Raw genomic sequence first — 26,105 nt, forward strand, 5'->3', positions numbered from 1 at the left:
CTGCCGACACCCCGGTCGCGCCGCTCCCGCCCACCGTCAGATCGGCAGTTTGCGGAAGATCGGCCGCGGGATGTGCCGCAGCACCATCATCACGTAGCGGAACAACCCCGGTGCCCACACGAGGTCCTTGCCCTTGGTCGACGCCGTGACGGCCAGCTCGGCGACGTCCTCCTTGTCGACGGTGAACGGCGCCTCCTTGGCCCCGGTGGCCTCCCAGTGCCGGATGGTCGTCGTCGTCCGCACCTGGCCGGGTCGGATCACCAGCACCCGAACACCGTACTCGCGCAACGCCTCTCCGAGGCCGAGGTAGAAGCCGTCCAGGCCGGCCTTGGTGGATCCGTATACGAAGTTCGACCGCCGCACCCGCTCGCCCGCCGCCGAGCTCATCGCGATGATCCGGCCGGAGCCCTGCGCGCGCATCCTCTCCCCGAGCAGGACACCGACCGACACCGCTGCGGTGTAGTTGATCTGGGCGATCTGCACCGCCTTGCGCTGGTTCTGCCACAGTTCCTCGGCGTCGCCGAGCAGGCCGAACGCCACGATCGCGACGTCGACGTCGCCGCCCTCGAAGGCTGCGTCGATCACGCCGGGATGGCTTGCGGTGTCGACCCCGTCGAAGTCGATCCACTCGACGGACCGGGCACCGGCGGCACGCATGGACTCGATCGCCCTGTCCTTGCCGGGGTGGTCGGGCAGGTCGGCCAGCACGATGCGGGCGCGGGCGTTGCGCAGGTAGCGCTCGCAGATGGCCAGGCCGATCTCCGACGTACCTCCGAGCAGCAGGATGGTCTGCGGATTACCTACGGCGTCGAGCACCATGCAGTACAGCTCCCAGCGTCGGGTGTGTCATCGGCGGATCGAATCAGTCAAGAGGGTACCGTGCCGCCTTTCGGGTCCCGATTTTCTGTCCCTGCCAGTCGGCCGCCGATGCAACCGAGCTACAGCAGTTCGAGCCGGCGCGCCATGTCCGAGACGAACACGCCGTCGGGATCCGCCCTGCGGCGCACCGCGATCCACTCGTCGATCCGCGGGTACATGGCATGGAACATCTCCGCGGTGGTGCGGTTGTCCTTGGCCGTGTAGAGCCGGCCGCCGAATTCGAGCACCCGCTTGTCGAGGCCGTTGAGGAACTCGTTGAGCCCGGCCTTGATCGGGAAGTCGACGCAGACGTTCCAGCCGGGGATCGGGAAGCTCAGCGGCGCCTGGTTGCCCGGACCGAACAGCTTGAACACGTTGAGGAACGAGTAGTGCCCGGAGCGCTGGATGTCGACGATGATCGCCTTGAACTCGTCGACGGCCTCGGTGGGCACCACGAACTGATACTGACCGAAACCCGCTGAGCCGTAGGCCCGGTTCCACTCGCCGAACATGTCCAGCGGGTGATAGAACTGCGTCAGGTTCTGCACCTTGGCGCGGTAGGTGCCCGACTTGCGGTACCACAGCTCGCCGATCGGCCCGAACGTCCACTTGTTGGCCAGCCCGTTGGGAAAGACGTCGGGGAACGTGAGCAGTTGCGGCGCATCGAATTTCAGCGGATTCTTCTGGAGTTTCTCCGGCAGCTGGTCGAGGCGTGCCAGCGAGCCGCGGGAGATGGCCGCGCGGCCCAGCTTCGGCGGCGGGCTGATCGCGTCGAACCAGGCGCTCGAGTAGGTGTAGTTGTTCTCGCTGCCGTCGCTGTGGAAGGCGATGGTCTCGTCGAGGCTGCTGGTGACGTCACCGTCGGCGATGAAGTAGGCCGTCTCGGTGGGCGTCATCGCGATCCTCGCGCGCAGGATGATGCCGGTCAGCCCGTTCCCGCCGACGGTCGCCCAGAACAGGTCGGCGTCCGCGCCGTCCGGGGTGATGGTGCGGATCTCGCCGTTGGCCAGCAGCAGGTCCATCGAGCGGACGTGGTTGCCGAAGCTGCCCGCGCTGTGGTGGTTCTTGCCGTGGATGTCGCAGGCGATCGCACCGCCGATGGTGACCTGCCGGGTGCCGGGCAGCACCGGCACCCACAGCCCGAGGGGCAGCGCGGCACGCATGAGCTGGTCGAGGTTCACCCCGCCGTCCACATCGACGACGTGGGTGTCCGAATCCATCGAGTGGATGCGGTTCAGCGCATTCATGTCGACGACGAGGCCGCCGCCGTTCTGCGCGTTGTCGCCGTAGGAGCGGCCGAGTCCGCGGGCGATCACGCCGCGCTCACCGGCCTCGACCACCGCCTTGGCGATCTCGTCGGGCTCCGGGGTCGACAGCACGCGGGCCACGCTGGGCGCCGTTCGGGCCCAGCCCATCAGCTTCCTGCTCGTCACACCCGTTGTCCCAGACATCGAGACGAGGGTACCGCCCGCGGCGCGGGCACCGAATTGGTGCGCCGACCCCCGCGGCACCGCCGGTAATCTCGATGACCGAGGTGGGGAGCCCGGGCATGCAGCTGAGCGACATCGACTCGTGGAACGTCGGTGCCCTGCAGTCCATTGCCTTCGAGCTCAACGACGAACTCAAGACCGTCGAGGGCGTCGCATCGGACCTCGACCTGATCTCCCGGCTGCCGGGCTGGGATTCCCCCGCCGCCGAGGCCGCCCGCGGCAAGATCGGCGAGAGCAAGGGCAAGGTCCTCGACGACGCCGCGGTGATCGGTGCGGTGGCGCAGCTGGCCGAGGAGACCGGCAAGGCGGTGACTGAGCTCCAGTCGGAGCTGGGCAGGATCCGCGCCGAGGTCGCGGCGCAGGGAGGGATGCTCACCCTGGCGGACAACGGCGACGTCACCGTCCACGGTTCTCCGGAGACCCGCGAAGAGCTCAAGAACATCGCCGAGAACCTCGAGATCCGGGCCAAGGCATTGATCCACCAGGCCGAGGACGTCGACGCCGACTGTGCGGAGGTGTTCACCAACCTGTCCGAGGGCGACGTCACCGCCAACGGGGCCACGGACTTCGCGGCTGCTCAGCAGATGGGCCGCGACCACTCCGGGCTGTCGGCGCCCTCCCCGCCCGAGGGCGAGGGGGTGACGCCGGAACACGTCAGAGCGTGGTGGGAGGGGCTGTCCGCGGACGAGCAGAACAGGGTCAAGGCGGAGCACCCGGAGTGGATCGGCGACCGCGACGGCGTTCCGGTGCCCGCGCGTGACGAGGTGAACAGGGCCGAACTGGACCGGGAGCTCGCCGAGGCGCAGCGCGACGTCGATGCTTTACCGCCGACCCTGCAGGAGTATCTGCAACAGCAGGGCATCAAGCCCGACCGGGGCGCGGCGGGTGCCGTCCAGGAGTACAACCGGATGAAGGCCGACCGTGAGGGCAGACTGGCCGAGCTGCAGGGGCTGAAGGACTCGCTGGCGCAGAGAAGCGACAAGGACCCGCCCAAGTACCTGATGCTGCTGGAGTTCCCGGAGGGCCGCGAGCCGCGGGCCGCCGTCGCGGTGGGCAACCCCGACACGGCCGAGCACGTCACGGTGACCGCACCCGGGGTGGGGACGACGCTCGACAGCGTGCCCGGCATGGTCACCGAGGCCGGCGCTCTGCGCACCGAGATAGCCACCCAACTGGACCTCGCGGGCGTGCAGGGCGAAGAGGTCGCCACCATCGCCTGGCTGGGGTACGAGCCGCCGCAGGCCGACGACATCTCGATCCTGGAGGCGGGCTCCGACCGCAGGGCCAACGAGGCCGCACCGGATCTCGCCGAGTTCTACCGCGGCATCAACGCGACCAACGAGCACGGTGCGGACGTGAACCTGTCGGCCTTCGGCCACTCCTACGGCTCGCTGACCACGGCGCAGGCGCTCAACGAACTCGGCGAGACCGGTGTGGTCGACAACGCGGCGTTCTACGGGTCGCCGGGCCTCGGCTTCACCGACGAGACCACCACCGAGTACCACGGCAACGTGCCGTACCAGACGCACGTGCCGATCAGTGACGAGTCGGACCTCTTTCTCGCCAACGGCCACGCCTACGTGATGTCGGCGCCCGGCGACCCGATCTCCGGTGACCCGTCGAAATGGGGCATTCCCTATCCGTCGGCGGGCGACCTGGGCGCATTCGGACCCAATCCGCTCACGCTGCCGCTCGAACAGCTGTCGTCGGAGGCTGCCGTCACCCACGACGGCGTGCCCCGCCCCGGCGCGGTCGCCCACTCGGACTACCCCCGCCCGGTCGAGGTCCCGGGATACGACGAGGACCAGCTGCGCACACCGGCCTACAACCTTGCGATCATCGGTGGTGGGCTGGCGGACGTTCCGCTCAAGGACGGGGAGAGCAGGCTGGTGCGATGACCAAGACATTCCTGGCCCTGCTGCTCACCGTGCTCGTGGCGGCGGGCTGCGGGGGAGACGGCGCCGATGGCGACTCGCCGGGCGCGACAGAGGAGGTGCCCGTGACCGCACTCGCCGACCTTCCGGACGCCGAGCAGGCCCGGCTGCAGATGGTCGACCTGATCGAGCGGGTCCGCGACGAGGTGATCCGGCTGGTTCCCGAGAGCGCGCCGTGGCGGTGGAACCGCGACGAGAACTGGGCCGACTGCACGCAGGAGGCCACCGGGCAGAAGGGGCTGTCGGTCAGCACCCAGAACATGATCTCCGACATCTCCTTCGACGACGCGCAGTGGGGCCTGGTGTTCCCCGCGGTGCAGCGGGTGGTGGCTGCGGAGGGATTGACCAACGTCTCGCCGATGGTGGACTCGTCGTTCAACCACGACGTCCGGATCAGCAGCGACGACGGCCGCACCCTGCGCCTGGGGTCCAAGGAGGCGTCGTTGATCAAGGGTTACGTCGCGTGCCGCCGCCCGGCCCCCGAGGGCATCCGGTGAGTGAGATCGAGGTCGACACCGCCGAGGTGCGCCGCTCGGCCGACCAGATGAGCGTCGTGGCGCAGGAGGCGGCGTCGAGTCGCTCCGGCGTGGCCGACAGCATCTCCGGTCAGACGGCGGCGTGGAAACAGGCGGGCACGCCGGGCTTCTCGAAGTTCGTCGGCATCCTCGAGGCGCAGGCCGAGCGGCTGCGCACCGACCTCACCGGACTCGGTGACAAGCTGCGCGCGGCGGCGGACGTCTACAACCAGCAGGACCACGAGGGTGGGGAAGCTCTGGACAGCACCGTCGGCGGCACCGACTAGCGCAGCCGGAAAATGACCGTCCGCTGCACCACGAAGTTGATCACCGTCGCCGTGCCCTGGGCGATCACGAAGGCGACCGGCACCCGCCACGCCTTGTCTTCCAGGAGCGTGAAGAACGCGTAGTTGATGCCGACCTGCGCGACGTAGGTGGTGGCGTACAGCGCGCACACCGCGAGGAACCTCGCCCGGCTCGGCGGCGCCTGGAACGTCCAGCGGCGGTTGATCAGGTAGGCGGTGGTGGTGCCCGCGATGAAGCTCAGCGTCTTGGCGACGTTGACGTGCAGACCGAACTCCAGCAGCAGCACGTAGAGGCCGAAGTCCACGACCGCCGACAGCCCGCCGGTGACGAGGAAGCGCCAGACCTGGGTGCGCAGCGACATGCCTGGCGGCATCGGGGGTTCGGCCACCCGGGCAGCTTACGGGGTGGCTACCGCCGCAGCGTCTCGGTGAGGACGCCGCACAGCGCGTCCACCGCGGCCGGGAACGCGTGGTCGGCAGGCGTGCCGAAGCCGACGATGACGCCGTCCGGTTCCGGCACGTCGGGTCCGGCCAGCGGATGCCGCATCCGGGTCAGGCCCGATACGCCGACGCCCGCTTCGCCGGCCCGGCGCAGCACCTCGTGTTCGGTGCCGTCGGGCAGGGTGAGCAGCAGGTTGATCCCGGCCGACATCCCGCGGACGCCGACATCGAACGGGGCGAGCCGCTCCACCAGCGCGTCGCGGCGGTGGCGGTAGCGCAGCCGCATCCGGCGGATGTGCCGGTCGTACTGGCCGCTGGTGATGAAGTCGGCCATGGTGAGCTGCGCGATGGCGTCGACGTAGAACTGTTCGCCGCCCGCGGCGTCGAGCACCGGCTCGACGAGGTCGTCGGGCAGCGCCATCCAGCCCAGCCGCAGCGCCGGGGACAGGCTCTTGCTGGCCGAGCCGACGTAGACGACGCGGTCGGGGCCGAGGCTGTGCACGGCGCCGACGGGCTGGCGGTCGTAGCGGAACTCCCCGTCGTAGTCGTCCTCGATCAGGTAGCCGCCGGTGCGCTGAGCCCAGTCGACGACGGCGGTGCGCCGCGCCGGGTGCAGCGACATGCCGTGCGGATTGTGGTGCGCCGGGGTGAGCAGCACCGCGGGGGTGTCGACGCCGTCGAGCTCGCCGACCCGGGCGCCGTCGGCGTCGAGGCCGATCGGGACGGTGGGGACGCCGAGCGCCTCGATGGCGTCGCGGAAGATGAACAGGCCGTAGGCCTCGACGGCGATCGGCCTGCCCGGCGATGCGCGGGAGAACACCCGGGTGAGCAGTTCGACGCCGTGCCGCGCGCCCGCGGTGATGACGATCGTCTCGGCAGAGGCGCGGACCCCGCGCACGCGGGCCAGGTAGTCGGCGAGTGCCTCGCGCAGTTCGGGCCTGCCGCGGGCGTCGCCCATCCGCAACGCCTCGTTGGGCGCGGCGGTCAGCGCCCGGCGCGCGGACGCCAGCCAGGCCGACCGCGGGAACTGGGCGACGTCGGGCGAGCCGGGCAGCAGGTTGTGCCGGGGCACACCGGGTGTCCCGCGCGGCCGGGTGGGCAGGCGGCGCGCGTTCGTGGTGACCACCCAGGTGCCTGCGCCCTGCCGGGAGGCGAGCCAGCCCTCCGCGGTCAGCTCTGCATACGCCTCCGCCACGGTGTTGCGGGCCAGTCCGAGGTCGCCGGCCAGTGTGCGCGACGGCGGCAGCATCGTGCCGGCAGCCAGCCGCCCGGAACGCACGGCATCGCGCAGCGCGCCGATCAGCTGGTCGCGCACGCCGCGGGAGCCGGGGCGCACCGCACGCAGGTCCAGGTGTAGGTCGCGCGCCCCATAATTGGCCCACGAAGTCACCGTCGGATTGAACCATGAAGATGGGCTTTTCCGCATTAGCGTTGGCGGCATGACACAGACACTCGACACCGCCACCATCGACCACAAGCCGAACCGCATCAAGATGTTCAAGGCCGCACCCGAGATCTACGAAGCGATGATGCAGCTGTCGAACGCTTCGGCCAAGGACGTCGAACCGATCATCGGCGAACTCGTGAAGATCCGTGCCTCGCAGATCAACCGGTGCGCCTTCTGCCTGGACATGCACGTCCACGACGCCCGCAAGCTCGGCGAGACCGAGCAGCGATTGGCCCTGATCGCCGCCTGGGAGGAGGCGGGCGACCTGTTCGACGACCGCGAGCGGGCCGCTCTGGCGCTGGCCGAGGCGGTCACCGAGGTGGCCCATCACGGGCAGGTGCCCGACGAGGTCTACGACCATGCGGCCGAGGTGTTCACCGAGCGTGAACTGGCGCAGGTGATCGCGATGGCGGTGACCATCAACGCGTGGAACCGGATCAACCTCGCCGCGCCGAACCCGCTGCCGCGACGCTGATTACGGTGGACGGGTGCTGACCCGGTCCGGTGCGCAGATCGACGTCGTCGGCGACGTCGTGCACAAGCTGCACCGGGCCGGGACGGACCCGAGGGCGTTGACCGTCCGCCTGCGCGCGGCAACCCGGCTCGCCGGGCCGGGGCCGGGCTGTCTGCTCGCGCCGCTGCGCGACCATCCGGACCCGGTGGGGGACCGCTGGCGCACACGCTGGCCGCGGGTGGAAACCGTTGCGCAGGAACCGGACCGATTGCCGTGGGTGGCCGCCGCCCGGCTGTTGGCGACACTGCACGCCGAGCCGCCGCTCGGGCCGGAGCGCCGGCTGCCGCACGGCTGGCCCGCCCGGTTGCGCCGATCGGTGGGCCGGGCGCGCCGGCTCGGCGGGGGTGTCGTGTACGCGGCGGCGGCTGCGCTGCCCGACGCGGCGTGGCGGGCAGGCAGCGCCGACCGGCCCGCGGTGCTGGTGCACGGCGACTGGCACCTCGGCCAGCTCGGCCGCCGCACGCCGGACTCGCCGTGGCTGCTGATCGACATCGACGACCTCGGGGTCGGCGACCCCGCATGGGACCTCGCCCGGCCGGCCGGGTTCTGGGCGGCGGGGCTGATCCCGGATGCGGACTGGGCGGCGTTCCTCGACGCCTACCGGGACGCCGGCGGCGTCGCGCTCCCCGCGGCGCCCGCAGATCCGTGGCCGGTGCTCGAACCGTTCGCCCGCGCGGCCGTCGTGCATGCCGCCGCCAACCGGCCCGACGACGACCTGCTGCTGGCGGCCTGCGCCCGGATGGTGACGCGCTAGCTCGAGAAGAACAGCCCGCCGAAGCCCTGCTTGCGGTAGCGCTTGTTGCCGCGGTGGCCCCAGCCCGGCCCCTGGTCGTAGCCGTGTCCGTGGCCCTGGCCGTAGCTTTGGCCGTAGCCCTGCGGGTAGCTCTGGCCGTAGCCCTGCTGCTGGGGCGGTGGCGGCGGCGCGGCGAACCGGTTCTCCAGTTGGGTCAGCGACTCGAGCTCGCCGAAGTCGAGGAAGATGCCCCGGCAGGTGTCGCACTGCTCCAGGTGAATGCCGTTGCGCTCGTAGGTCTTCATGACCCCTGCGCACTTCGGGCACAGCAGCGGGGTGCCGGCACCGGGCGACGACGCGGACGGCGGCGGTTCATATGGCGGAATGCTCATATGTCGACAACGGCGGGGAAGCCTGAGAAGTGCCTGTACGCCGGAATGGCAGCGTTCAGCTGACGTTCCGCTCTCGGGGAGCGGACGGGAAATCGTGAATCGGTGAAGCTCAACCGTCGCTACCAGTTCGCTGTCAAACTCGGCTCATGGCGGACGGCAGCTCAGCCCTGGTGCTGATGCACGGCATTCTCATGTCAGGGAACGCTTGGCAAGACGTGGTGCCGCTGTTGTCCGACCGCCACCAGGTGTACACACCGACCACTGCCGGTCACCACGGCGGGCCGGCCTTAGCGCGCTCCCCGGCCACGGTCAGCGAGTTGGTCGACGCCCTCGAGCGTTACCTGGACGAGCGCGGTCTCGAACGACCACATCTTGTGGGTCTCTCGCTGGGCGGTTGGATGGCCATCGAGTTGGCTCGGCGCGGCCGCGCGGCAACGGTATGTGCGTTGGCCCCGGCAGGCTTTTGGTCGCCGGGGGACGAAGCACAAGCCCACACGAAGAAGCAGATTCACGGATTCGTGACGATGGGGCGCCTTGCCCGTCCCGTCCGTCCCGTCGCGGCGCTCGCGATGAAGTCGGCGACTGTGCGCCGACTCGGCTTGCGCAACGCAGCTCGTCATGCAGACCGGATCACCGCGGCGCAGAGCGTTGCGGCTATCGAGGACATCATTGGCTGCACCGTCGACGTCGATGACCTTCTCGGGTCCGGCGAACATCTTGCGCCGCTCAATCCGGTGCCATGCCCGATCACCATCGCATGGTGTGGCGACGATGCAGTGCTTCGGGTGCCGGCGTGCGACGCAATCGCTCGCGAACGGATTCCGCAGGCGTCATTCACGACGCTGCCCGGGGTCGGGCATGTCCCCATGATCGACAATCCCGAACTGGTGGCCCACACCATTCTGGCCGCGACGGGCGGGCAATGACTCGGGTTCTCACCCCACGTCTACCCAGATGGTCAGGCCCACGATCAACGCGGCGACAACCGCGAGCAGGATCTTGTCTGTTGTGTGAACGCGTGGCGCTTCCGATGGGCCCATACGCAATTCGCGGGCGATCAGGAAGAGGGGAAAGGTAACGCTGATCGCTATCGCGAGTCCCCCCACGATATAGAGCCAAACGAACCTGACATCGTGCTTCCTGGCCTCGACCACCATCAGAATCGAGGCAGCGAGGCCCAGAAGTAGTACGTCCGCCGTGAACAAGCGCGATGCCGGTGTGACCTTCAGGTCGTTCGTGAAGTCGTGCAGGTAGCGAGCCGGCTCATCGAAGTACGCCAGATTCTGGCTCCCCGTCGCGATGAGCGCGGCGACAGCGATGACGGCGTAGACGACACAGAGCATCTTGCGAGACGACGGGAGCGACGAGATCGATGATGCTTGGTCGGCATGATCAGGAGTCGACATGGCCTCACGCTAGGGCGGACCGAACCTGGGCTGACAGCGATTTGCCGAAAGTGATGGACTCACGACGAGCGGTAGTCGACCTCAGACCCAGTACGGCACCCGCGCGCGGTACTGCCGCATGGCCAACGCCGCCATGATCCAGCCGATGACGGTCAGCACGATCACCACCAGCCAGTGCCGCAACTCCTGATCGGCGCCGAGCAGCGGCGCGCGCACGATGTCGAGGTAGTGCAGCAGCGGGTTCAGCTCGACGAGGCGGGCGTAATTGCCCGCACCCTGCTGCTGCAGCGTCGCCTCGTTCCAGATGATCGGCGTCATGAAGAACAGCAGCTGCACCAGCGAGGCGAGCAGCGGCCCGATGTCGCGGTAGCGGGTGGCCAGGATGCCGAAGCACAGCGACACCCAGATGCAGTTGAGCACGATCAGGAACAGCGCCGGGATGACCGCGAGGTCCGTCCAGTGCCACGGCTTCGGATAGATCATCGCGATGATCACGAAGATGATCATGTTGTGGCCGAACAGGATGAGCTGCCGCCACACCAGCCGATACACGTGCACCGAGAGCGGCGTCGGAAGCTGTTTGATCAGACCTTCATTGGCGATGAAGACCTCGGATCCCTCGAGGATCGCGGCGTTGATCAGGTTCCAGACGATCAGCCCCATCGTCACGTAGGGCAGGTGTTCGGCCAGTTCGAGCTTGAACAGCTTGGAGTACAGCAGCCCCATCGCGACGGCGGTGGCGCCCGTGGCGATCGTGATCCAGAACGGGCCCAGCACCGACCGGCGGTACCGCTGCTTGATGTCCTGCCAGCCGAGCTGCAGCCACAGCTCGCGCTTGCCGAAGCCGCCGGCCAGATCGCCCCACGCCCTGCCGAAGGTCCGCGACTGGGCCGCCGCGTCGGTGAACGTCATCGAGAAAACCTTTCGCGTCGGCCCAACCGGCGCAGCCGCACCCATTCGCGCAGGCCCGCCGGATCCCGCTTCGACACCAGGAAGAACCAGCCGAACCGCACCCACTCCTGCGCCTGCAGCTTGCGCAGGCCGGGTTGCGACAGCAGGTAGCCGCGGTTGCGGTAGGTGAAGAACCGCTTGGTGTCGTCGTCGGGGTACTGGGTGTGCATGCGCCCGCCGAGGATGGGTTTGAACTCGTCGCTGCCACACGGGTGCAGATAGCTGGTGTCCAGGCAGGTACCGAACCGGATGCCGGAGCGAACCAGCCTGCGGTGCACCTCCACCTCGTCGCCCCGGACGAACAGCCGCAGGTCCGGAACCCCGACCGCCTCCACGGTGGCCGCGGACAGCAGCGCCCCGTTGAACAGCGACGCGATGCCCTCGAGCAGGTCGCCGCTGCCGTCGACGCGCAGTTCGTCCACCCGCCGCCGCCACACCAGCCCGCGGCGCAGCGGGAAGGCCAGTCGCGACGGGTCGTCGATGTCGCACACCATCGGCGACACCTCGCCGAGCGAATGCCGGGCGGCGCAGGCCATCAGGGTGGCCAGCACGTCGGCGTCCGCAGGCCGGCCGTCGTCGTCGGCCAGCCACACCCAGTCGGCGCCCAGTGCCAGTGCATGCAGCATGCCGAGCGCGAATCCCCCTGCACCGCCGAGGTTTCGGCGTGAGCCCAGATAGGTCGACGGCACCGGCTGACCGGTCACCAGATCGCGTACGTGGGTGTCCGAATCGGAGAAGTCATTGTCGACGACGATCAGGTGGTCCGGCGGGCGGCTCTGGGAGGCCAGCGCCTTGAGCGACCGGGCCAGCGGATCGGGGCGCCGGTGGGTGACCACCACCGCGACCACTAGTTCAGTCACGTGCGTCCTCTCGCGCGCGCTCCTCCTCGAGCACCTCGCGCACGTGCCGCGCGGCGTCCTCACCCTCGTAGGCGCGCACCACGTCCTCGATGCCGCCGGTCATCTTGATCGTGCCGTGGTCCACCCACATCGCGGTCTTGCACAGCCGGGCCAGGAACTCGTTGGAGTGGCTGGCGAACACCAGGATTCCCGACCGCTCCACCAGGGCCGCCAACCTGGTCTGCGCCTTGCGCAGGAAATCGGCGTCCACCGCGCCGATGCCCTCGTCGAGCAGCAGGATCTCGGGGTCGATGCTGGTGACGACGCCCATCGCGAGCCGCACCCGCATGCCGGTGGAGTAGGTGCGCAGCGGCATCGACAGGTACTCGCCGAGCTCGGTGAACTCGGCGATCTCGTCGACCTTGGCCATCATCTGCTTGCGTGTCTGGCCGAGGAACAGGCCGCGGATGATGATGTTCTCGTATCCGGAGATCTCCGGGTCCATGCCGACGCCGAGGTCGAACACCGGCGCCACCCGGCCGGTGACGGTGGTCGAGCCGCGGGTGGGTTCGTAGATGCCCGACAGCAGCCGCAACAACGTCGACTTGCCCGCCCCGTTGTGGCCGACCAGGCCGACGCGGTCGCCGTGCTCCAGTGACATGGTGATGTCCCGCAGCGCCTCGATCACCACGACGTTCGACGAGTTCCGGCCGATCGTCCCGCCGGCCTTGCCCAGGAACGCCTTCTTCAGCGAGCGCGACTTCGCGTCGAAGATGGGGAACTCCACCCACGCGTTACGCGTCTCGATGCGCGGCTCGGAGAAACCGGTCACGGCCTAGAGGTACTGCCCGGTCCCGGGCTGCGTCGGCCCGCCGCGCTGTCCCGGCACCGCGATACCCGGCGGCAGCGCACCCTGACGCATCTGCTCGAGCTGCTGACGGGCGGCCATCTGCTGGGCGAACAGCGCGGTCTGGATGCCGTGGAACAGCCCCTCCAGCCAGCCCACCAGCTGTGCCTGCGCGATGCGCAGCTCGGCGTCCGACGGCGTGCCCTCCTGGAACGGCAGCGTGAGCCGGTCGAGTTCGTCGCGCAGCTCCGGCGCCAGGCCCTCCTCGAGTTCGCGGATGCTGGTCTGGTGGATGTCGCGCAGCCGGTTGCGGCTGGCGTCGTCGAGCGGCGCCGCGCGCACCTCCTCGAGCAGCTGCTTGATCATCGTGCCGATGCGCATCACCTTCGCCGGCTGCTCCACCAGGTCCGTCAGTGACCTGTCGTTGTCGCCGGAGTCGCCGTCCGGACCACCGATGATCTCGATGTTGTCGTCGTCGGAGCTCATAGTCATGTCCCTGAGGTTCCCTGCATTCCCTGTCTCACGCTGACTCTGGTCGTCGCCTGCGACAGTAGTCCGCGTCCACGCCGCCCCGATGTCCGGGACGGCCCGCTGCGACCTGCGCGCCATGGGCCACCAGCAACGACCGAGCGATTAGCACCCCGAAGCGCAAGCTTCCTGCATTACTATTGCTGCCCAGGCGTCCGGCCCAGGCGCGCCTCGGGGATGTCGTCAGGCATCGGCAGGCGACGGCCGTGCGCCCACCGGCTTCGAGCCGGTTGTCGGGATTCACGGACCCTTTAAGGTGGCTGGCATGGCATACGACGTCGCCCGGGTGCGTGGTCTGCACCCGTCGCTGGGCGACGGCTGGGTGCATTTCGACGCCCAGCACGGGATGCTGCTGCCGGACTCGGTGGCAACGACGGTGTCCACGGCCTTCCGCGGCTCGATCTCCACCACCGTCGGTCCGCATCCGTCCGCCCGCCGCAGCGCCGCCGTTCTGGACGCGGCCCGGCAGGCCATCGCCGACCTCGTGAACGCCGACCCGCGCGGGGTGGTGCTCGGCGCCGACCGCGCGCTGCTGCTGTCCTCACTGGCCGACGCGTCGTCGGCACGGGTCGGCCTCGGATACGAAGTCGTGGTCACCCGGCTCGACGACGAGGCCAACATCGCGCCGTGGTTGCGTGCGGCCAACCGCTACGGCGCCAAGGTGAAGTGGGCCGAGGTCGACATCGAGACCGGGGAGCTGCCCGCGTGGCAGTGGGAGGGGCTGATCAGCAGGCCCACCCGGCTGGTCGCGATCGCGTCCGGGTCGTCGACCCTGGGCACCGTCACCGATCTGCGTGCGGTCACCAAGCTCGTGCACGAGGTCGGCGGGCTCGTCGTGGTGGATCATTCGGCCGCCGCGCCGTACCGGCTGATCGACATCGAGGAGATCGAGGCCGACGTGGTGGCGGTGAACGCCCTGGCGTGGGGCGGACCGCCGATCGGCGCGCTGGTGTTCCGCGACCCGTCGACGATCGACTCGTTCAGTTCGGTGTCGCTGAATCCCTATGCCACCGGCGCCGCGCGGCTGGAGATGGGCACGCACCAGTTCGGCATGCTCGCCGGGGTGGTGGCCAGCGTCGAGTACCTGGCGTCGCTCGACGAGTCGGCCAGCGGTTCCCGCCGCGAAAGACTCTCGCTGTCCATGCAATCGGCGACGTCGTACCTGAACCGGCTGTTCGACTACCTGCTCGTCTCGCTGCGGTCACTGCCCCTGGTGATGGTCATCGGCCGTCCCGAGGTGCGCATCCCGGTGCTCAGCTTCGCGGTACGCGACGTGCCCGCCGAGCGGGTGGTGCAGCGGCTGGCCGACAACGGCGTGCTCGCCATCGCGAACGCCAACTCGCGGGTGCTCGACGTCATCGGCGTCAACGACATCGGCGGCGCCGTGACGATCGGGCTGGCGCACTACAGCACCACCGCCGAGGTCGATCAGCTGGTGCGCGCGCTGGCCTCGCTCGGCTGAGCCACGCGCTCAATCCGTAACGCGCAGCAGCACTTTCCCGGACACATCGCCGGAGTCGAGCAGTTCGTGCGCGGCCTGCGCCTCCTGCACCGGGAATTCCGCGCCGACGATCGGGCGCACCCGGCCGTCGGCGATCATCGGCCACACCTCGGTGCGGACGGCCGCCACGATCTCACCCTTGCCGCCCGGCCCGTCGACCGGTCGGGCCCGCAGCGCCGTGCCGATCACACCGGCCCGCTTACCGATCAGCTTGCCGACGTTGAGTTCGCCCTTCAGGCCGCCCTGCATGCCGATGATCACCACGCGGCCGCCGACGGCGAGCGCGTCGACGTTGCGCTCGAGGTAGGACGCACCCATGATGTCGAGGATCACGTCGGCGCCCGCGCCGTCGGTCTCCTCGCGCAGCCGCTCGACGAAGTCCTGTTCGCGGTAGTTGATCAGGATGTCGGCGCCGAGTTCCTGGCACAGGTCCAGCTTGTTGGCCGATCCGGCGGTCACCGCGACCCGGCAGCCCAGCGCGAGCGCCACCTGGATCGCGTGGGTGCCGATGCCGCTGGCGCCGCCGTGGACGAGCATCACCTGGCCGGGCTGCAGTCCGGCCGTCATCACCAGGTTCGACCACACCGTGCACGCCACCTCCGGCAGTGCCGCGGCGAGATGGAGTTCGACCGCGTCGGGCACCGGGAGCACCTGCGCCGCGGGCACCGCGACGAACTCCGCGTAGCCGCCCCCTGCCAGCAACGCGCAGACCGGCTGTCCAGGCGTCCATTCGGTGACGCCGTCGCCGAGCGCGTGCACGGTACCGGAGACCTCGAGACCGATGATCTCGCTCGCGCCGGGGGGCGGCGGATACTTGCCCGCGGCCTGCAGCAGGTCGGCCCGGTTGACCCCGGCGGCGGCGATCCGGATGGTGATCTCTCCGGGTCCGGGGGTGACATCGGGGACATCGTCCCAGGTCAAGCGGTCAGGCGCGGAAGCGACAATGGCACGCATCAAAGCAACCCTACTACGCGTGCAGTTCCGCTCCGATCGTCGCGGCGAAGTCCTACCATGACGCCATGGAGGGGATGATTGCGGGGCGAACAGCAAGTGACATGCCGGGGCTTGACATCGGTGAACAGCGATCCTGGCAAAATTTTTTGGATTCCGCGCTGCGGATGTATGCGACGCTGAACCGGTCGCTTGTCGAGGCCCATCACCTGACGCTGAACGACGTCAGGCTGCTGGACATTCTGGACAAATCGTCGACCGGGTCCGCTCGGATGGGGGATCTGGCCGACGGGCTGATGTCGCTGCCGAGCCGGGTCACCCGGCAGATCCGGCGACTGGAGACGGCGGGGCTGGTGCAGCGCCGGGCGAGTCCGGACGACGGTCGTGGGGTGCTGGCGGCCATCACCGATGAGGGTCGCCATCACGTCCGCAAGGCGATGGTCACCTACGGCGACGACGTCCGTGCTCATTTCCTGGGCCGGCTGTCGCGTGCGCAGGTCGCGGCGATGGGCGAGAACTGTCGCCGCATCAGTGTGGGGCTGCAGACCAGCGCACCGCCCGCGAAGTTCGGCCGGGCGTAGAGCCCGTATTCTGTTGCGCGGTGGCGTGGCAGAGCGGCCTAATGCACTCGCCTTGAAAGCGAGAGACGGCTAACACCGTCCGGGGGTTCAAATCCCTCCGCCACCGCCACGGCGGGTCAGCGCACCGCTCGCGCCAGCATCTCGACGCCCGCGCCGATCTGCGTCTCGGTGAGGTTGGCGTAACCCAGGATCAGGCCGGGCGGCGCGGTGGCCGCATCGTGATAGCAGGGGGCGAGCGCCTCGACCCGCACCCGCATCGCGCCCGCACGCCGCACCACCTCGTCGATCGGGACACCTGCAGGCAGCAGCACCGTGAGGTGAAGCCCGGCCGCGGCGCCGAGCACGGTGGCCTCGGGCAGCTCGCGATCGAGCGCGCGCAGCAGGGCGTTTCGCCGTGACACGTAGCGCCGGCGCATCTGGCGCAGGTGCCGGTCGTAGCCGCCGGAGGTCAGCAGCTCGGCCAGCGCGATCTGGTCCATCACCGGACTGCCGGTGTCCGCCAGGCCCTTGGCGACGGTGACGGGGCCGACGAGGTCGGTGGGCAGCACCATCCAGCCGATCCGCAGCCCCGGCGCCAGCGTCTTGCTCGTGGACCCGACGTACACCACCCGATCGGGCGCCATGCCCTGCAGTGCGCCGACGGGCGCACGGTCGTAACGGTATTCGGCGTCGTAGTCGTCCTCGACCACCAGGTGTCCCGACCGCGCCCAGTCCAGCAGCGCGGAACGCCGCGCCGCGCTGAGCACCACTCCGGTCGGTGAGTGGTGCGCCGGGGTGGCCAGCACCACCGACGCGCCGCCCGCGGACAGGGCGGCCACGTCGAGGCCGTGCTCGTCGACCGCAGCAGCTATCGGATCGATGCCGTTGTGCTGCAACACCATCCGGTGCAGCCAGAATCCGGGGTCCTCCGTCGCGAAGGAGCGGCCCGCGAGCACCCGGGCCAGCAGCGCGACGGCCTGCGTGACGCCGGACGTCAGCACGATGTGCTGGGGATCGGCCTGCACGCCGCGGGCGCGCCGCAGGTAGTCGGCCAGTGCCGCCCTGGTGGCGGGCACACCCTGCGGGGCGACGTATCCGAGCGCCTCGGACGGGGTGCGGGCGAGGCCGAGGCGCAGCGCGCGCAGCCAGGCGTCCCGCGGGAAGCTGCCGAGATCCGGTGAGCCGGGCCGGAAGTCGACGTCATACCGGGGCGGCCCGGCGGGGTGCCGCTCGGCGGGCGTCCGGACGCCGTCGACAGCCGCCACCCGGGTGCCCGATCCCTGCCTGCTGTGCAGGAAGCCCTCCGCCGTGAGCTGATCGTAGGCCTCCACCACCAGCCGCCGGGACACGCCGAGGTCGGCGGCGAGCACCCGGCTCGACGGGAGCCGGGTGCCCTCGGCCAGCCGTCCGGTGCGGATGGCGGCGCGCAGCCCGTCGGCGAGCTGGCGGTGCAGGGGTTCGGGCCTGCCACGGTCCAGCTGCACCAGCAGCTCCGGCCCCGAAGTGGTACCCGAAACCGGCATGGAAGTGGAGCCTAGTACGGAGCCACCTGCGGGATAGCGTGATCGGCATGACCACCGCGACCACCCGTGCCCCGTCGCGCTACGCCGAGGTGGTGCTGATCGTGTTCGGGCTGTACTCGGTGCTCATCGGCGTGTTCATGCTGGTGGCGCCCGGAGTCTTCTTCGACACCCTCGGCAACTTCGGCGTGCGCAACGACCACTACATCTTCGACAACGCCTCCTTCGAACTGCCGCTCGGACTGCTGATGCTGGCCGCCGCGCGGTGGCCGTCCTGGCGGGTGCCCGCGCTGGCGTTCGCCACGCTGCACTGGGCACTGCACGCGGTCAGTCACCTCGTCGACCCGCACCACGGCGCCGGCGACGTCGTCGGCTGGATCGAGGCCGCAGGCCTGGTGGCCACCACGGCGATCCTCGCAATTGCGTTGCGGCACACCATCACAGCGCAGCGGCGGTCATGAAAGTTCTGGTCGCCGGCGCGACGAGTGTGCCCGGGCTTCCGCTGCTGCGCGAACTGCGCGCCCGCGGCCACGACGTGGTCGGCATGACCCGGTCGGCCGCCAGGACGGCGCAGATCTCCGCCACGGGCGCCGACGCCGTGGTGGCCGACGTCTTCGACACCGCGGAGGTCGAATCGGTGCTCGCCGACGTCGCACCCGATGCGGTGGTCAGCCTGCTCACCACGCTGCCGAAGTACGGACCGTTGCGGGCCAAGGACTTCGAGCCCGCGACGAAGCTGTGGAGCATCGGCGCCCCGAACCTGGTGGCCGCCGCGAAGCGGGCAGGCGTGCGCCGGGTGGTGGCCGAGTCGGTGATCTTCGCCTACGGCTATCCGCCGACCGGGCCTCCGCTGATGGACGAGTCCGACCCGTATCCCGGCCCGCCGCCACCGCGCGGGGCGGGCTTCCTCGGCGCGCTGCGCGCGATGGAGCAGTCGGTACTGGCGGCCGACGGAATCGTGTTGCGCTACGGCGTCTTCTACGGTCCCGGCGTCACCCACGACGACCTGTTCCGGAAGCTCGCCAGGTTCTGGGCCGTGCCCGCGCTGACGGGCGGCGGGATCCTGTCGTGGGTGCACATCGACGACGTCGCCCGCGCGACCGCCGATGCGGTGGAGAGGGGCAGGCCCGGGCAGATCTACAACGTCGTCGACGACCGGCCGCAGTCCTTCGGCGACTACATCCGCGAACTCAACGCGAAACTGGGCAGGCCCAAGCCGTGGCCGATCTCGTCGAAAGTCGTCGGACTGGTGTCGTCCTACCCGGCGACGGCGTTCGGCGACACCTGGCTGCCGCTGTCCAACGCGAAGGCCAGGGCCGAACTCGGCTTCGCGCCTATTCCCCGGTGAAGTTCGGCGGCCGCTTGCCGAACATCGCCGTGATGCCCTCGGTGAGGTCCTTGCTCGGCAGGAACGCCGCATTCCACGCCGCCACGTAGCGCAGGCTCGCCGCCACCTGGGCGGTGCGCTGCTCGTCGAGCACGTCCTTCACGCCCTGCACCACCAGCGGCGGGTTGGCCGCGATCTCCGCGGCGGTGGCGTGCGCGGCGGCCAGGGCGGCGTCTGCGTCGTCGAACACGTCGTTGACCAATCCGATCTTCTCCGCCCGCGCCGCATCGATGTCCTTACCCGTCAGCGCCAGTTCGCGCAGGTGCCCGTCGGACAGGATCAGCGGCAGCCGGGCCAGGCTGCCCACGTCGGCGACGATGGCCAGCTTGACCTCACGCACCGAGAACTTCGCGTCGGCGCTGGCGTAGCGGATGTCGACGGCGCTGATGAGGTCGACGCCGCCGCCGATGCACCAGCCGTGCACCGAGGCGATGGTGGGGGTGCGGCAGTCGGCGACCGCGGTGATGGACTGCTGCATCTTCTTGAGTCGGGTGTGGAAGTCGGTGCGGGCCCGGGCCAGTGCACCGTCGGCGAGCATCGGGGTCAGGGTGTCGCCCATGGCGGCCAGGTCGAGGCCGTAGCTGAAGTTCCTGCCCGAACCCGTCAGCACGATGGCCCGCACGTCGGGGTCGGCGTCCAGGGCGGCGAACACCTCGGGGAGCTCGGCCCAGAAGGCCGGTCCCATCGCGTTGCCCTTGCCGGGACCGACCAGCGTCACCCGTGCGACGTGGCCGTCGACGTCGACGGTGACCGACTCGTGTGTTTCACCCATGCCGTGCAGGCTATCGCCCGGCTATCCGGCTGGTCCCATCACGGCGTCGCGCACCGGGGAGCTCGGCAGGATCTGGCACATCGCGTCGGCCATGATCTGGGCGACCCACGGCTCGTCGATCCCGCCGCCCGCCTGCTCGGAGAGGATCGCCTTGATCACCGCGAGCCGGGTGGCTTCGTCGAGGCCCTGATACTCCGAACACGTCATCGTGGTGGCGTTCGGCGGGGCGGGCACCTCAGGCACCGGCGTCGAACCCGGAAGGCCGGGGATCTTGAAGTCCGGCATGCCAGGGATCTGCGGCAGCCCGGGGATGCCGGGCATCGCGGTGGGTGAGTCCGGTGACGCGGGCGACGACAGCGGCGGGCCGGGCTCGGTGGTCTGCGCGACGGTGCCGGTGGTGGTGTTCGAGCAGCCGGCCAGGACGCCTGCGGCGATCAGCGTTGTCGCCGCTACCCGCATACGGGTCTTCATCTGGGCAACGATAGGCGGTCGGGCGTCGTAGCGTAGGAGGCATGGCCCCTGACTTGCGTCCCGGACCGGATTCCCCGCCACTCGACGAACTCGATGCCGCCGAGCGATCGCTCGTGGTGTTGCAGCAGGTCGTGCACGGGATCGCCGATGACGACCTGACGAAGCAGACGCCGTGCCACGAGTACGACGTCGCGAGCCTCACCGACCATCTGCTCGGTTCGATCACCGCCCTCGGTGGCGCCGCGGGCGCGGAGTTGCCCGAGCGCAACCGGGACGACTCGGTGGAACGGCAGGTGATCGCCGCCGCGCGGCCTGCGCTGGACGCCTGGCGCAGGCGCGGGCTGGACGGCACGGCGTCCGTGGGTTCCCGGGATACGCCCGCGACGGTGCTCGCGGGGATCCTGTCGATCGAGTTCCTGGTGCACGGCTGGGATTACGCCCAGGCGACCGGCCGCCCGTTCGACGCCCCCGACTCGCTGACCGACTACGTCTACGACCTGACCCGCAAGATCATCACGCCCGAGGGCCGCAAGGCCGTCGGGTTCGACGATCCCGTCGAGGTGCCCGAAGACGCCGCCCCGTTGAAGCGCCTGCTGGCCTTCACCGGCCGCAGGGTCTAGACCCGTTCGAGCCAGAAGTACAGGTACCGGGTGCCGTCGAGGGCGCCCTTGCCGTTCATGATGCCGAGCAGTGTGTCGTCGTCGACCTTCTTGAAGTGGTCGTGCACGGGCCTGCCGTCGTAGACCATCGACGCGGTCACCTCGCCGCGGAACTCCTCCATCCAGAGGCTGGCTTCGCCCTTCATCGCCTCGGTGTTGGAGAACCTGTTGCCGTCGGCGTCCAGGCACACCAGGGGCTTGGCGTCGGCGGCCGAGTGGAACGTCTTGCCGAACCAGTTCAGCCGCTTCATGAAGCCGTTGGCCTTGTGACCGGTCTGGAACTCGCCGCCCTTCCACTCGCCGATCAGGAAGTCGATGGTCACGGGCTCCAGCGTCGCCCAGAACTCGTCGAGCTCCGTGTCGGCGATCTCGCCGGTGCGCGAGGTCAACTCGACGAACTGCTGGCGGGCGGTGGTGGTGTCGGTCATCGGTCTCCGATCCATGCGGTCGCGAATTCGAGGAAGGCGTCGTTCTCTGCAGGCGAGGCGACGGTGACCCGGACGCCGTCCTCACCGTAGGGACGCACCACCAGCCGGTGGTCGGCGGCCTGCGCCACGAAGTCCAGCGTGCGGCCGGCCAGCGGCAGCCACACGAAGTTGGCCTGCGACGGCGGCAGGTCGTACCCGGCGTCGCGCAACGCGGCGCTCACCCGGGCGCGTTCGGCGACGATGTCGTCGGTGCGGGCCAGCAGCTCGTCGGCGGCATCCAGGGAGGCGATGGCCGCGGCCTGCGAGATGCTGCCTGCGCTGAACGGGACGTAGACCTTGGCGAGCGCGGTGGCGACGTCCGGGTCGGCCACCGCGTAGCCCACGCGCAGGCCGGCCAGGCCGTAGGCCTTCGAAAAGGTGCGCAGCACCACCACATTGCGGTGCGTGCGGACGAGACCGAAGCTGTCGGGCAGCAGACCGTCGCGGATGAACTCGACGTAGGCCTCGTCGATGGCGACCAGGATGTGCGGCGGCACCGCGGCGACGAAGCGGGCCAGCGCCTCGGGGTCGACGACGGTGCTGGTCGGGTTGTTCGGATTGCAGACGAAGATCAGCCGGGTGCGGTCGGTGATCGCGGCCAGCATCGCGTCGAGGTCGTGGGTGTGGTCGCGCAGCGGCACCTGCACGGGGGTGGCGCCTGCCGTGCGGACCTGCAGCGGGTAGATCTCGAAGCTGCGCCAGCCGAACATCACCTCGTCACCGACCGAGGAGGTGATCTGCACCAGCTGCTGGCACAGGCTGACCGAGCCGCAGCCCACCGAGATGTTCTCGGGCGCGAAGCCGGTGTATTTGGCGAGGTGTTCACGGAGCTCGACGTTGCCGTTGTCGGGGTAGCGGTTGACGTGGCCGGCGGCCTGCTCGATCGCGGCGCGCACGCTGGGCAGCGGCCCGTGCACGGTCTCGTTGCTGGCGATCTTGATGGCTCCGGGCACCGTCTTGCCCGCTGTGTAGGCCGGGATGTCGGCCAGCACGGGACGGAGGCGGGCGGTCACCTGACCAGCATAGGGGCGGCGGGTTTCGGCCCGGGAAGTGACTTTGCTTCGACCGGTGGGCGGTGTGTACTCTGTGCCCTCGGCGGTTATTCGTCGGGAGGCGTGCCAGAGCGGCCGAATGGGACTCACTGCTAATGAGTTGTCCCCCTTAAAGGGGACCGGAGGTTCAAATCCTCTCGCCTCCGCCGCGGTTGACCACCCGTCAGCCACACATAACTGAACAGCAGGCGCCCGTAGCTCAACGGATAGAGCATCTGACTACGGATCAGAAGGTTGGGGGTTCGAATCCCTTCGGGCGCACACATCTCCCCGCACGGCGCTCGACGCCTGAAGGCCCGCGCTAACCTCGCTGCATGACACCCCCGGTGATCCAGCGCTGGATCGACACCGTCGAAGGCGACGGCGACGCCAGGATCGACGATCTGCTCGCCGACGACGCCGTGTTCTACTCGCCCGCCGTGTTCACCGCGCAGGAGGGCCGCGACAAGACCGCCATGTATCTGCGGGCTGCGGCGAAGTTGTTCGGCGGTAAGGACTTCCGCTACGTCGGCCAGTGGTTCGGCGAAAGCTCCGCGGTGCTGGAGTTCGTCGCCGACATCGACGGCACCCACGTCAACGGCATCGACATGATCACCTGGAACGACGCCGGGCTGATCACCGAGTTCAAGGTCATGCTGCGGCCGTTCAAAGCGCTGCAGGCGGTGATCCCGAAGATGGCCGAATTGCTCGGCCAGTGACCAGGCTGCTGCTGATCGCTGACACGCACGTCCCGAAGCGGGCGCGCGACCTGCCGCAGCAGGTGTGGGACGAGGTCGAGCGCGCCGACGTGGTGATCCACGCAGGGGACTGGGTGCAGGTGGCACTGCTCGACGCACTGGAGGAGCGCTCGAAACGGCTCGTCGCCTGCTGGGGCAACAACGACGGCGACGACCTGCGGGCCCGGCTGCCCGAACGCGCGGACGTCACGCTCGGCGGCGTCAGGTTCACCGTCGTGCACGAGACGGGCGCGTCGGGCGGCCGCGACGCGCGAATGGCGCGCGAGTACCCCGACACCGACGTGCTGGTGTTCGGCCACAGTCACATTCCGTGGGACACGACGGCCGAAACCGGACTGCGACTGCTCAATCCGGGCTCGCCGACCGACCGCCGCCGCCAGCCGCACTGCACGTACATGACCGCGACCGTCGCCGACGGAACGCTGTCCGATGTCACGCTGCACCGTCTCGAGCGCCGTGCGTGACCGCCCGGCCCGGGTGAGCGACGTCCACGACATCGCCTCGGGCATGCCGCACACCACGAGGGTCGACGGGCCGAAGGGCAACGCCGTCTACCAGGTGGGCGGAAAGTCCTTCGTGTTCTTCCGTACGCCGCAGCCGGACGCCGCCGACCCGGACACCGGTCAGCGCTACCCCGACGTCATCATGATCTGGGTGGAGTCGGAGATGGACAAGTTGTCGCTGATCCAGGATCCCGACTCGCCGTTCTTCACCACCGAGCGCTTCGACGGCCACCTCTCGGTGCTGGTGCGCGGCAGCGAGATCGGCCGGATCGGGCGGGCCGAACTGACCGAGCTCATCCAGGACGCCTGGCTGTCGCGGGCCTCCAAACGCCGTGGTGAACGCTGGTTGGCCGAACGGGGCGACTGACGCAACGCCCTGCGTCGACGCCCGCAGGGTGACATCATCGGCAGGCGTGGCCACCGAGACGACGAATCCGCAGTCCAAGCCCCAGTCGATCGCTTACCCGGCGCCCGGCTCGCGCCCGCACCGTCGTGACGGCGAGAAGATCGATCCGCACGTCATCGTGCTGTTCGGCGCCACCGGCGACCTCGCGAAGCGCAAGCTGCTGCCCGGCATGGCCTACCTGGTGCTGTCGAAGCTCGCGCCGAAGATCCGGGTGGTCGGCACCTCGCTCGAGGACCTGTCCGAGGACGAGTTCCGTCAGCTGACCAGGGAGGCCGTCGACGACTTCGGCGACCACGCGATGACCGACGAGCAGTGGGAGGGCTTCGCGAGCCGCATCACCTACGTGCCCCAGGGCGCGGGTCCGGACGCGTTGGCGGCCGCGGTCGGCGAGGCCGAGGCCGAACTGGGCGAGGACACCCGTCGGCTGCACTACCTTTCGGTGCCGCCCAAGGCCGCCAAGGCCGTCATCACCATGCTCAAGGACGCCGACCTCGTCGAGCGGTCCCGGGTGGTGATGGAGAAGCCGTTCGGCACCGACCTGGAAAGCGCGATCGAGCTCAACGACTTCGTCCACCAGACGTTCGCCGAGATGCAGATCTTTCGCATCGACCACTTCCTCGGCAAGGAGGCGGCGCAGAACATCCTGGCCTTCCGGTTCGCCAACGGGCTGTTCGAGCCGATCTGGAACCGCAACTTCATCGACCACATCCAGATCGACATCCCCGAGAAACTCGGCCTGGACCAGCGGGCCAACTTCTACGAGAGCACCGGCGCCTTCAAGGACATGGTGGTCACCCACCTGTTCCAGGTGATGGCGTTCGTGGTGATGGAACCGCCGACCGCGCTGGAGCCGCGGGCGATCAGCGAGGAGAAGAACAAGGTCTTCCGGTCGATGCTGCCCATCGACCCCTCGCAGGTGGTGCGCGGCCAGTACGCCGGCTACCGCAACGAGGACGGCGTGGCCAGGGATTCGGAGACCGAGACGTTCATCGCGCTCGAGGTCGGCATCGACAACTGGCGGTGGGCCGGGGTGCCGATCTACCTGCGCACCGGAAAGAAGATGGCCGAGGGGCAGCGCATCATCTCGATCGCGTTCAAGGAGGCGCCGCGCACCATGTTCCCGACGGGTTCGGGCGTCGGCTCGCAGGGGCCGGACCACCTGACGTTCGACCTCGCCGACAACTCGAAGGTTTCGCTGTCGTTCTACGGCAAGCGTCCGGGACCCGGCATGAAACTCGAGAAGCTGTCGATGCAGTTCTCCACGCAGGAAACCGAATACGAGGCCGACGTGCTCGAGGCCTACGAGCGGCTGATCCTCGACGCGATGCGCGGCGACCACACGTTGTTCACCACCGCCGAGGGCATCGAGTCGCTGTGGGACCGCTCGACGCCACTGCTGGAGGACCCGCCCGCGGTGAAGCTGTACCAGCCGGGCACCTGGGGTCCCAATGCGATTCACCAGTTGGTCGCGCCGAACGCGTGGCGGTTGCCGTTCGAGCGGGCCTGGCGCGAGAAGAAGAACGGCACCTAACCCGTTTCGGGGCAACTGATCAGGTCGATGTGCCGCTCGGCCCAACTGCCGAGCGGTTCGAGCGCGGCGAGGAGTTCCACCCCCGCCGGGGTCATCGAGTACTCCACCCGCGGGGGCACCTCGTGGTAGCTCTCGCGGTGCACCACGCCGTGCCGCTGCAGTTCCTTGAGGTGCTGCGTCAGCATATTCTGCGAGATCCCGACCAGGCTGCGGTGCAGCACGTTGAACCGCTTGGGCCCGTCCTGCAGCTCCCACAGGATCAGCGGCTTCCACTTGCCGTCCACCACCGCCATCGCCGCGTCCAGCCCGCAGGTGAACTGTCCCATCCGGGCCATCGTCGCTCCTCAGCGCCATTACTTACTTTTTGGTGAGTATCGCACTTTTTTGT

At 69.3% G+C, this 26,105-nt stretch carries 32 protein-coding genes and 3 tRNA genes; 18 read left to right on the plus strand and 17 right to left on the minus strand.

Features of this window, described 5'->3' with window-relative positions; translation table 11 throughout:
- Positions 1-36: 36 nt before the first annotated feature.
- Both AB0K11_RS23700 and AB0K11_RS23705 read right to left on the minus strand, forming a co-directional pair.
- Complete coding sequence (locus AB0K11_RS23700) at positions 37-819, minus strand: decaprenylphospho-beta-D-erythro-pentofuranosid-2-ulose 2-reductase (protein WP_364982747.1); 783 nt, start codon at positions 817-819, stop codon at positions 37-39.
- Positions 820-938: 119 nt separating this feature from the next.
- Positions 939-2,309: an FAD-binding oxidoreductase gene (locus tag AB0K11_RS23705; protein ID WP_364982750.1), complete on the minus strand. Its 1,371-nt coding sequence runs from the start codon at positions 2,307-2,309 to the stop codon at positions 939-941.
- A 74-nt stretch (positions 2,310-2,383) separates the two neighbouring features.
- Here AB0K11_RS23705 and AB0K11_RS23710 point away from each other — a divergent pair, with 74 nt between their 5' ends.
- From AB0K11_RS23710 to AB0K11_RS23720, 3 genes are read left to right on the plus strand one after another with little or no spacing between them, the layout of a single operon-like run.
- On the plus strand, positions 2,384-4,246 hold the full coding sequence (locus AB0K11_RS23710) for an alpha/beta hydrolase (RefSeq protein WP_364982753.1): 1,863 nt from the start codon (positions 2,384-2,386) through the stop codon (positions 4,244-4,246).
- Positions 4,243-4,779, plus strand: a complete 537-nt coding sequence (locus AB0K11_RS23715; protein WP_364982756.1) for an LppA family lipoprotein — start codon at positions 4,243-4,245, stop codon at positions 4,777-4,779. The genes AB0K11_RS23710 and AB0K11_RS23715 overlap by 4 nt, the downstream gene beginning before the upstream one ends.
- Complete coding sequence (locus AB0K11_RS23720; RefSeq protein ID WP_364982759.1) at positions 4,776-5,084, plus strand: type VII secretion target; 309 nt, start codon at positions 4,776-4,778, stop codon at positions 5,082-5,084. The genes AB0K11_RS23715 and AB0K11_RS23720 overlap by 4 nt, the downstream gene beginning before the upstream one ends.
- Here AB0K11_RS23720 and AB0K11_RS23725 read toward each other — a convergent pair.
- The gene (locus tag AB0K11_RS23725) at positions 5,081-5,476 is read right to left on the minus strand and encodes a GtrA family protein (RefSeq protein WP_364983155.1); all 396 of its coding nucleotides are present in this window, start codon (positions 5,474-5,476) and stop codon (positions 5,081-5,083) included. The genes AB0K11_RS23720 and AB0K11_RS23725 overlap by 4 nt on opposite strands.
- Before the next feature lie 35 nt (positions 5,477-5,511).
- Positions 5,512-6,969: a PLP-dependent aminotransferase family protein gene (locus AB0K11_RS23730; RefSeq protein ID WP_364983158.1), complete on the minus strand. Its 1,458-nt coding sequence runs from the start codon at positions 6,967-6,969 to the stop codon at positions 5,512-5,514.
- Positions 6,970-6,982: 13 nt separating this feature from the next.
- On the opposite strand from AB0K11_RS23730, the gene AB0K11_RS23735 reads away from it, so the two are divergent.
- Positions 6,983-7,465 carry a carboxymuconolactone decarboxylase family protein gene (locus AB0K11_RS23735; RefSeq protein WP_364982762.1) on the plus strand — a complete coding sequence of 161 codons (483 nt, stop codon included), beginning with the start codon at positions 6,983-6,985 and terminating at the stop codon, positions 7,463-7,465.
- Positions 7,466-7,478: 13 nt separating this feature from the next.
- Positions 7,479-8,258 carry a phosphotransferase gene (locus tag AB0K11_RS23740; protein ID WP_364982765.1) on the plus strand — a complete coding sequence of 260 codons (780 nt, stop codon included), beginning with the start codon at positions 7,479-7,481 and terminating at the stop codon, positions 8,256-8,258.
- Here the strand turns inward: AB0K11_RS23740 and AB0K11_RS23745 are convergent.
- Entirely contained in the window at positions 8,255-8,623 is a 369-nt protein-coding gene (locus AB0K11_RS23745; protein WP_364983161.1) for a zf-TFIIB domain-containing protein, read from the minus strand. The genes AB0K11_RS23740 and AB0K11_RS23745 overlap by 4 nt on opposite strands.
- A 152-nt stretch (positions 8,624-8,775) precedes the next feature.
- Between AB0K11_RS23745 and AB0K11_RS23750 the strand changes: the two genes are divergently transcribed.
- Positions 8,776-9,555: an alpha/beta hydrolase gene (locus tag AB0K11_RS23750; RefSeq protein ID WP_364982768.1), complete on the plus strand. Its 780-nt coding sequence runs from the start codon at positions 8,776-8,778 to the stop codon at positions 9,553-9,555.
- 9 nt (positions 9,556-9,564) lie between these two features.
- On the opposite strand, the gene AB0K11_RS23755 is transcribed toward AB0K11_RS23750, so the two are convergent.
- From AB0K11_RS23755 to AB0K11_RS23775, 5 genes are all read right to left on the minus strand, one after another.
- Entirely contained in the window at positions 9,565-10,035 is a 471-nt protein-coding gene (locus tag AB0K11_RS23755) for a DUF2834 domain-containing protein (RefSeq protein ID WP_364982771.1), read from the minus strand.
- Between the two features lie 81 nt (positions 10,036-10,116).
- Positions 10,117-10,947, minus strand: a complete 831-nt coding sequence (locus tag AB0K11_RS23760) for an ABC transporter permease (protein WP_364982774.1) — start codon at positions 10,945-10,947, stop codon at positions 10,117-10,119.
- Complete coding sequence (locus AB0K11_RS23765; RefSeq protein ID WP_364982777.1) at positions 10,944-11,846, minus strand: glycosyltransferase family 2 protein; 903 nt, start codon at positions 11,844-11,846, stop codon at positions 10,944-10,946. Before AB0K11_RS23765 ends, AB0K11_RS23760 begins: the two co-directional genes overlap by 4 nt.
- On the minus strand, positions 11,839-12,657 hold the full coding sequence (locus AB0K11_RS23770; protein WP_364982779.1) for an ABC transporter ATP-binding protein: 819 nt from the start codon (positions 12,655-12,657) through the stop codon (positions 11,839-11,841). The genes AB0K11_RS23765 and AB0K11_RS23770 overlap by 8 nt, the downstream gene beginning before the upstream one ends.
- Before the next feature lie 3 nt (positions 12,658-12,660).
- Positions 12,661-13,164 (minus strand): bacterial proteasome activator family protein, encoded by a 504-nt coding sequence (locus AB0K11_RS23775; protein ID WP_364982782.1) that lies wholly within the window; start codon positions 13,162-13,164, stop codon positions 12,661-12,663.
- Positions 13,165-13,465: 301 nt separating this feature from the next.
- Between AB0K11_RS23775 and AB0K11_RS23780 the strand changes: the two genes are divergently transcribed.
- Positions 13,466-14,662: a cysteine desulfurase-like protein gene (locus AB0K11_RS23780; RefSeq protein ID WP_264011543.1), complete on the plus strand. Its 1,197-nt coding sequence runs from the start codon at positions 13,466-13,468 to the stop codon at positions 14,660-14,662.
- Between the two features lie 9 nt (positions 14,663-14,671).
- Here AB0K11_RS23780 and AB0K11_RS23785 read toward each other — a convergent pair whose 3' ends face one another.
- A complete protein-coding gene (locus AB0K11_RS23785; RefSeq protein ID WP_364982785.1) occupies positions 14,672-15,655 on the minus strand; it encodes an NAD(P)H-quinone oxidoreductase in 984 nt (327 codons plus the stop codon).
- Between the two features lie 65 nt (positions 15,656-15,720).
- Between AB0K11_RS23785 and AB0K11_RS23790 the strand changes: the two genes are divergently transcribed.
- Together AB0K11_RS23790 and AB0K11_RS23795 are read left to right on the plus strand one after the other, a co-directional pair.
- Complete coding sequence (locus tag AB0K11_RS23790) at positions 15,721-16,233, plus strand: MarR family transcriptional regulator (protein WP_364982788.1); 513 nt, start codon at positions 15,721-15,723, stop codon at positions 16,231-16,233.
- A 19-nt stretch (positions 16,234-16,252) separates the two neighbouring features.
- A tRNA-Ser gene (locus AB0K11_RS23795) sits at positions 16,253-16,342 on the plus strand.
- A 7-nt stretch (positions 16,343-16,349) separates the two neighbouring features.
- Here AB0K11_RS23795 and AB0K11_RS23800 read toward each other — a convergent pair.
- On the minus strand, positions 16,350-17,735 hold the full coding sequence (locus AB0K11_RS23800) for a PLP-dependent aminotransferase family protein (protein ID WP_364982791.1): 1,386 nt from the start codon (positions 17,733-17,735) through the stop codon (positions 16,350-16,352).
- 47 nt (positions 17,736-17,782) lie between these two features.
- Between AB0K11_RS23800 and AB0K11_RS23805 the strand changes: the two genes are divergently transcribed.
- Together AB0K11_RS23805 and AB0K11_RS23810 are read left to right on the plus strand one after the other, a co-directional pair.
- A complete protein-coding gene (locus tag AB0K11_RS23805; RefSeq protein WP_364982794.1) occupies positions 17,783-18,193 on the plus strand; it encodes a hypothetical protein in 411 nt (136 codons plus the stop codon).
- A complete protein-coding gene (locus AB0K11_RS23810) occupies positions 18,190-19,080 on the plus strand; it encodes an NAD(P)-dependent oxidoreductase (RefSeq protein ID WP_364982797.1) in 891 nt (296 codons plus the stop codon). The genes AB0K11_RS23805 and AB0K11_RS23810 overlap by 4 nt, the downstream gene beginning before the upstream one ends.
- Here AB0K11_RS23810 and AB0K11_RS23815 read toward each other — a convergent pair.
- Together AB0K11_RS23815 and AB0K11_RS23820 are read right to left on the minus strand one after the other, a co-directional pair.
- Entirely contained in the window at positions 19,067-19,891 is an 825-nt protein-coding gene (locus AB0K11_RS23815) for a crotonase/enoyl-CoA hydratase family protein (protein WP_364982800.1), read from the minus strand. The two genes, AB0K11_RS23810 and AB0K11_RS23815, sit on opposite strands and share 14 nt — an antisense overlap.
- Positions 19,892-19,912: 21 nt before the next feature.
- Positions 19,913-20,362, minus strand: coding sequence for a hypothetical protein (locus AB0K11_RS23820; RefSeq protein ID WP_364982803.1), 450 nt, complete (start codon positions 20,360-20,362; stop codon positions 19,913-19,915).
- 41 nt (positions 20,363-20,403) lie between these two features.
- Between AB0K11_RS23820 and AB0K11_RS23825 the strand changes: the two genes are divergently transcribed.
- On the plus strand, positions 20,404-20,982 hold the full coding sequence (locus AB0K11_RS23825) for a TIGR03086 family metal-binding protein (RefSeq protein ID WP_364982806.1): 579 nt from the start codon (positions 20,404-20,406) through the stop codon (positions 20,980-20,982).
- Here AB0K11_RS23825 and AB0K11_RS23830 read toward each other — a convergent pair.
- The gene (locus AB0K11_RS23830) at positions 20,979-21,449 is read right to left on the minus strand and encodes a DUF4334 domain-containing protein (protein ID WP_364982808.1); all 471 of its coding nucleotides are present in this window, start codon (positions 21,447-21,449) and stop codon (positions 20,979-20,981) included. The genes AB0K11_RS23825 and AB0K11_RS23830 overlap by 4 nt on opposite strands.
- Positions 21,446-22,501 (minus strand): pyridoxal phosphate-dependent aminotransferase, encoded by a 1,056-nt coding sequence (locus AB0K11_RS23835; protein ID WP_364982811.1) that lies wholly within the window; start codon positions 22,499-22,501, stop codon positions 21,446-21,448. The genes AB0K11_RS23830 and AB0K11_RS23835 overlap by 4 nt, the downstream gene beginning before the upstream one ends.
- Positions 22,502-22,597: 96 nt before the next feature.
- Here AB0K11_RS23835 and AB0K11_RS23840 point away from each other — a divergent pair.
- The 6 genes from AB0K11_RS23840 (at position 22,598) to zwf (ending at position 25,717) form a co-directional block, all read left to right on the plus strand.
- Positions 22,598-22,686: transfer RNA gene (locus AB0K11_RS23840), tRNA-Ser, on the plus strand.
- Between the two features lie 42 nt (positions 22,687-22,728).
- Positions 22,729-22,801 (plus strand) — tRNA-Arg (locus tag AB0K11_RS23845).
- Between the two features lie 53 nt (positions 22,802-22,854).
- A complete protein-coding gene (locus AB0K11_RS23850) occupies positions 22,855-23,238 on the plus strand; it encodes a nuclear transport factor 2 family protein (protein WP_364982814.1) in 384 nt (127 codons plus the stop codon).
- Entirely contained in the window at positions 23,235-23,741 is a 507-nt protein-coding gene (locus AB0K11_RS23855; RefSeq protein ID WP_364982817.1) for a metallophosphoesterase, read from the plus strand. The genes AB0K11_RS23850 and AB0K11_RS23855 overlap by 4 nt, the downstream gene beginning before the upstream one ends.
- Complete coding sequence (locus AB0K11_RS23860; protein ID WP_364982820.1) at positions 23,734-24,147, plus strand: hypothetical protein; 414 nt, start codon at positions 23,734-23,736, stop codon at positions 24,145-24,147. Before AB0K11_RS23855 ends, AB0K11_RS23860 begins: the two co-directional genes overlap by 8 nt.
- Positions 24,148-24,193: 46 nt before the next feature.
- Positions 24,194-25,717 (plus strand): glucose-6-phosphate dehydrogenase, encoded by a 1,524-nt coding sequence (gene zwf, locus AB0K11_RS23865; protein WP_364982823.1) that lies wholly within the window; start codon positions 24,194-24,196, stop codon positions 25,715-25,717.
- On the opposite strand, the gene AB0K11_RS23870 is transcribed toward zwf, so the two are convergent.
- On the minus strand, positions 25,714-26,052 hold the full coding sequence (locus AB0K11_RS23870; protein ID WP_364982826.1) for a helix-turn-helix domain-containing protein: 339 nt from the start codon (positions 26,050-26,052) through the stop codon (positions 25,714-25,716). The genes zwf and AB0K11_RS23870 overlap by 4 nt on opposite strands.
- Positions 26,053-26,105 lie beyond the last annotated feature (53 nt).

Source organism: Mycobacterium sp. NPDC050551 (assembly GCF_040674075.1).
GTDB lineage: Bacteria > Actinomycetota > Actinomycetes > Mycobacteriales > Mycobacteriaceae > Mycobacterium.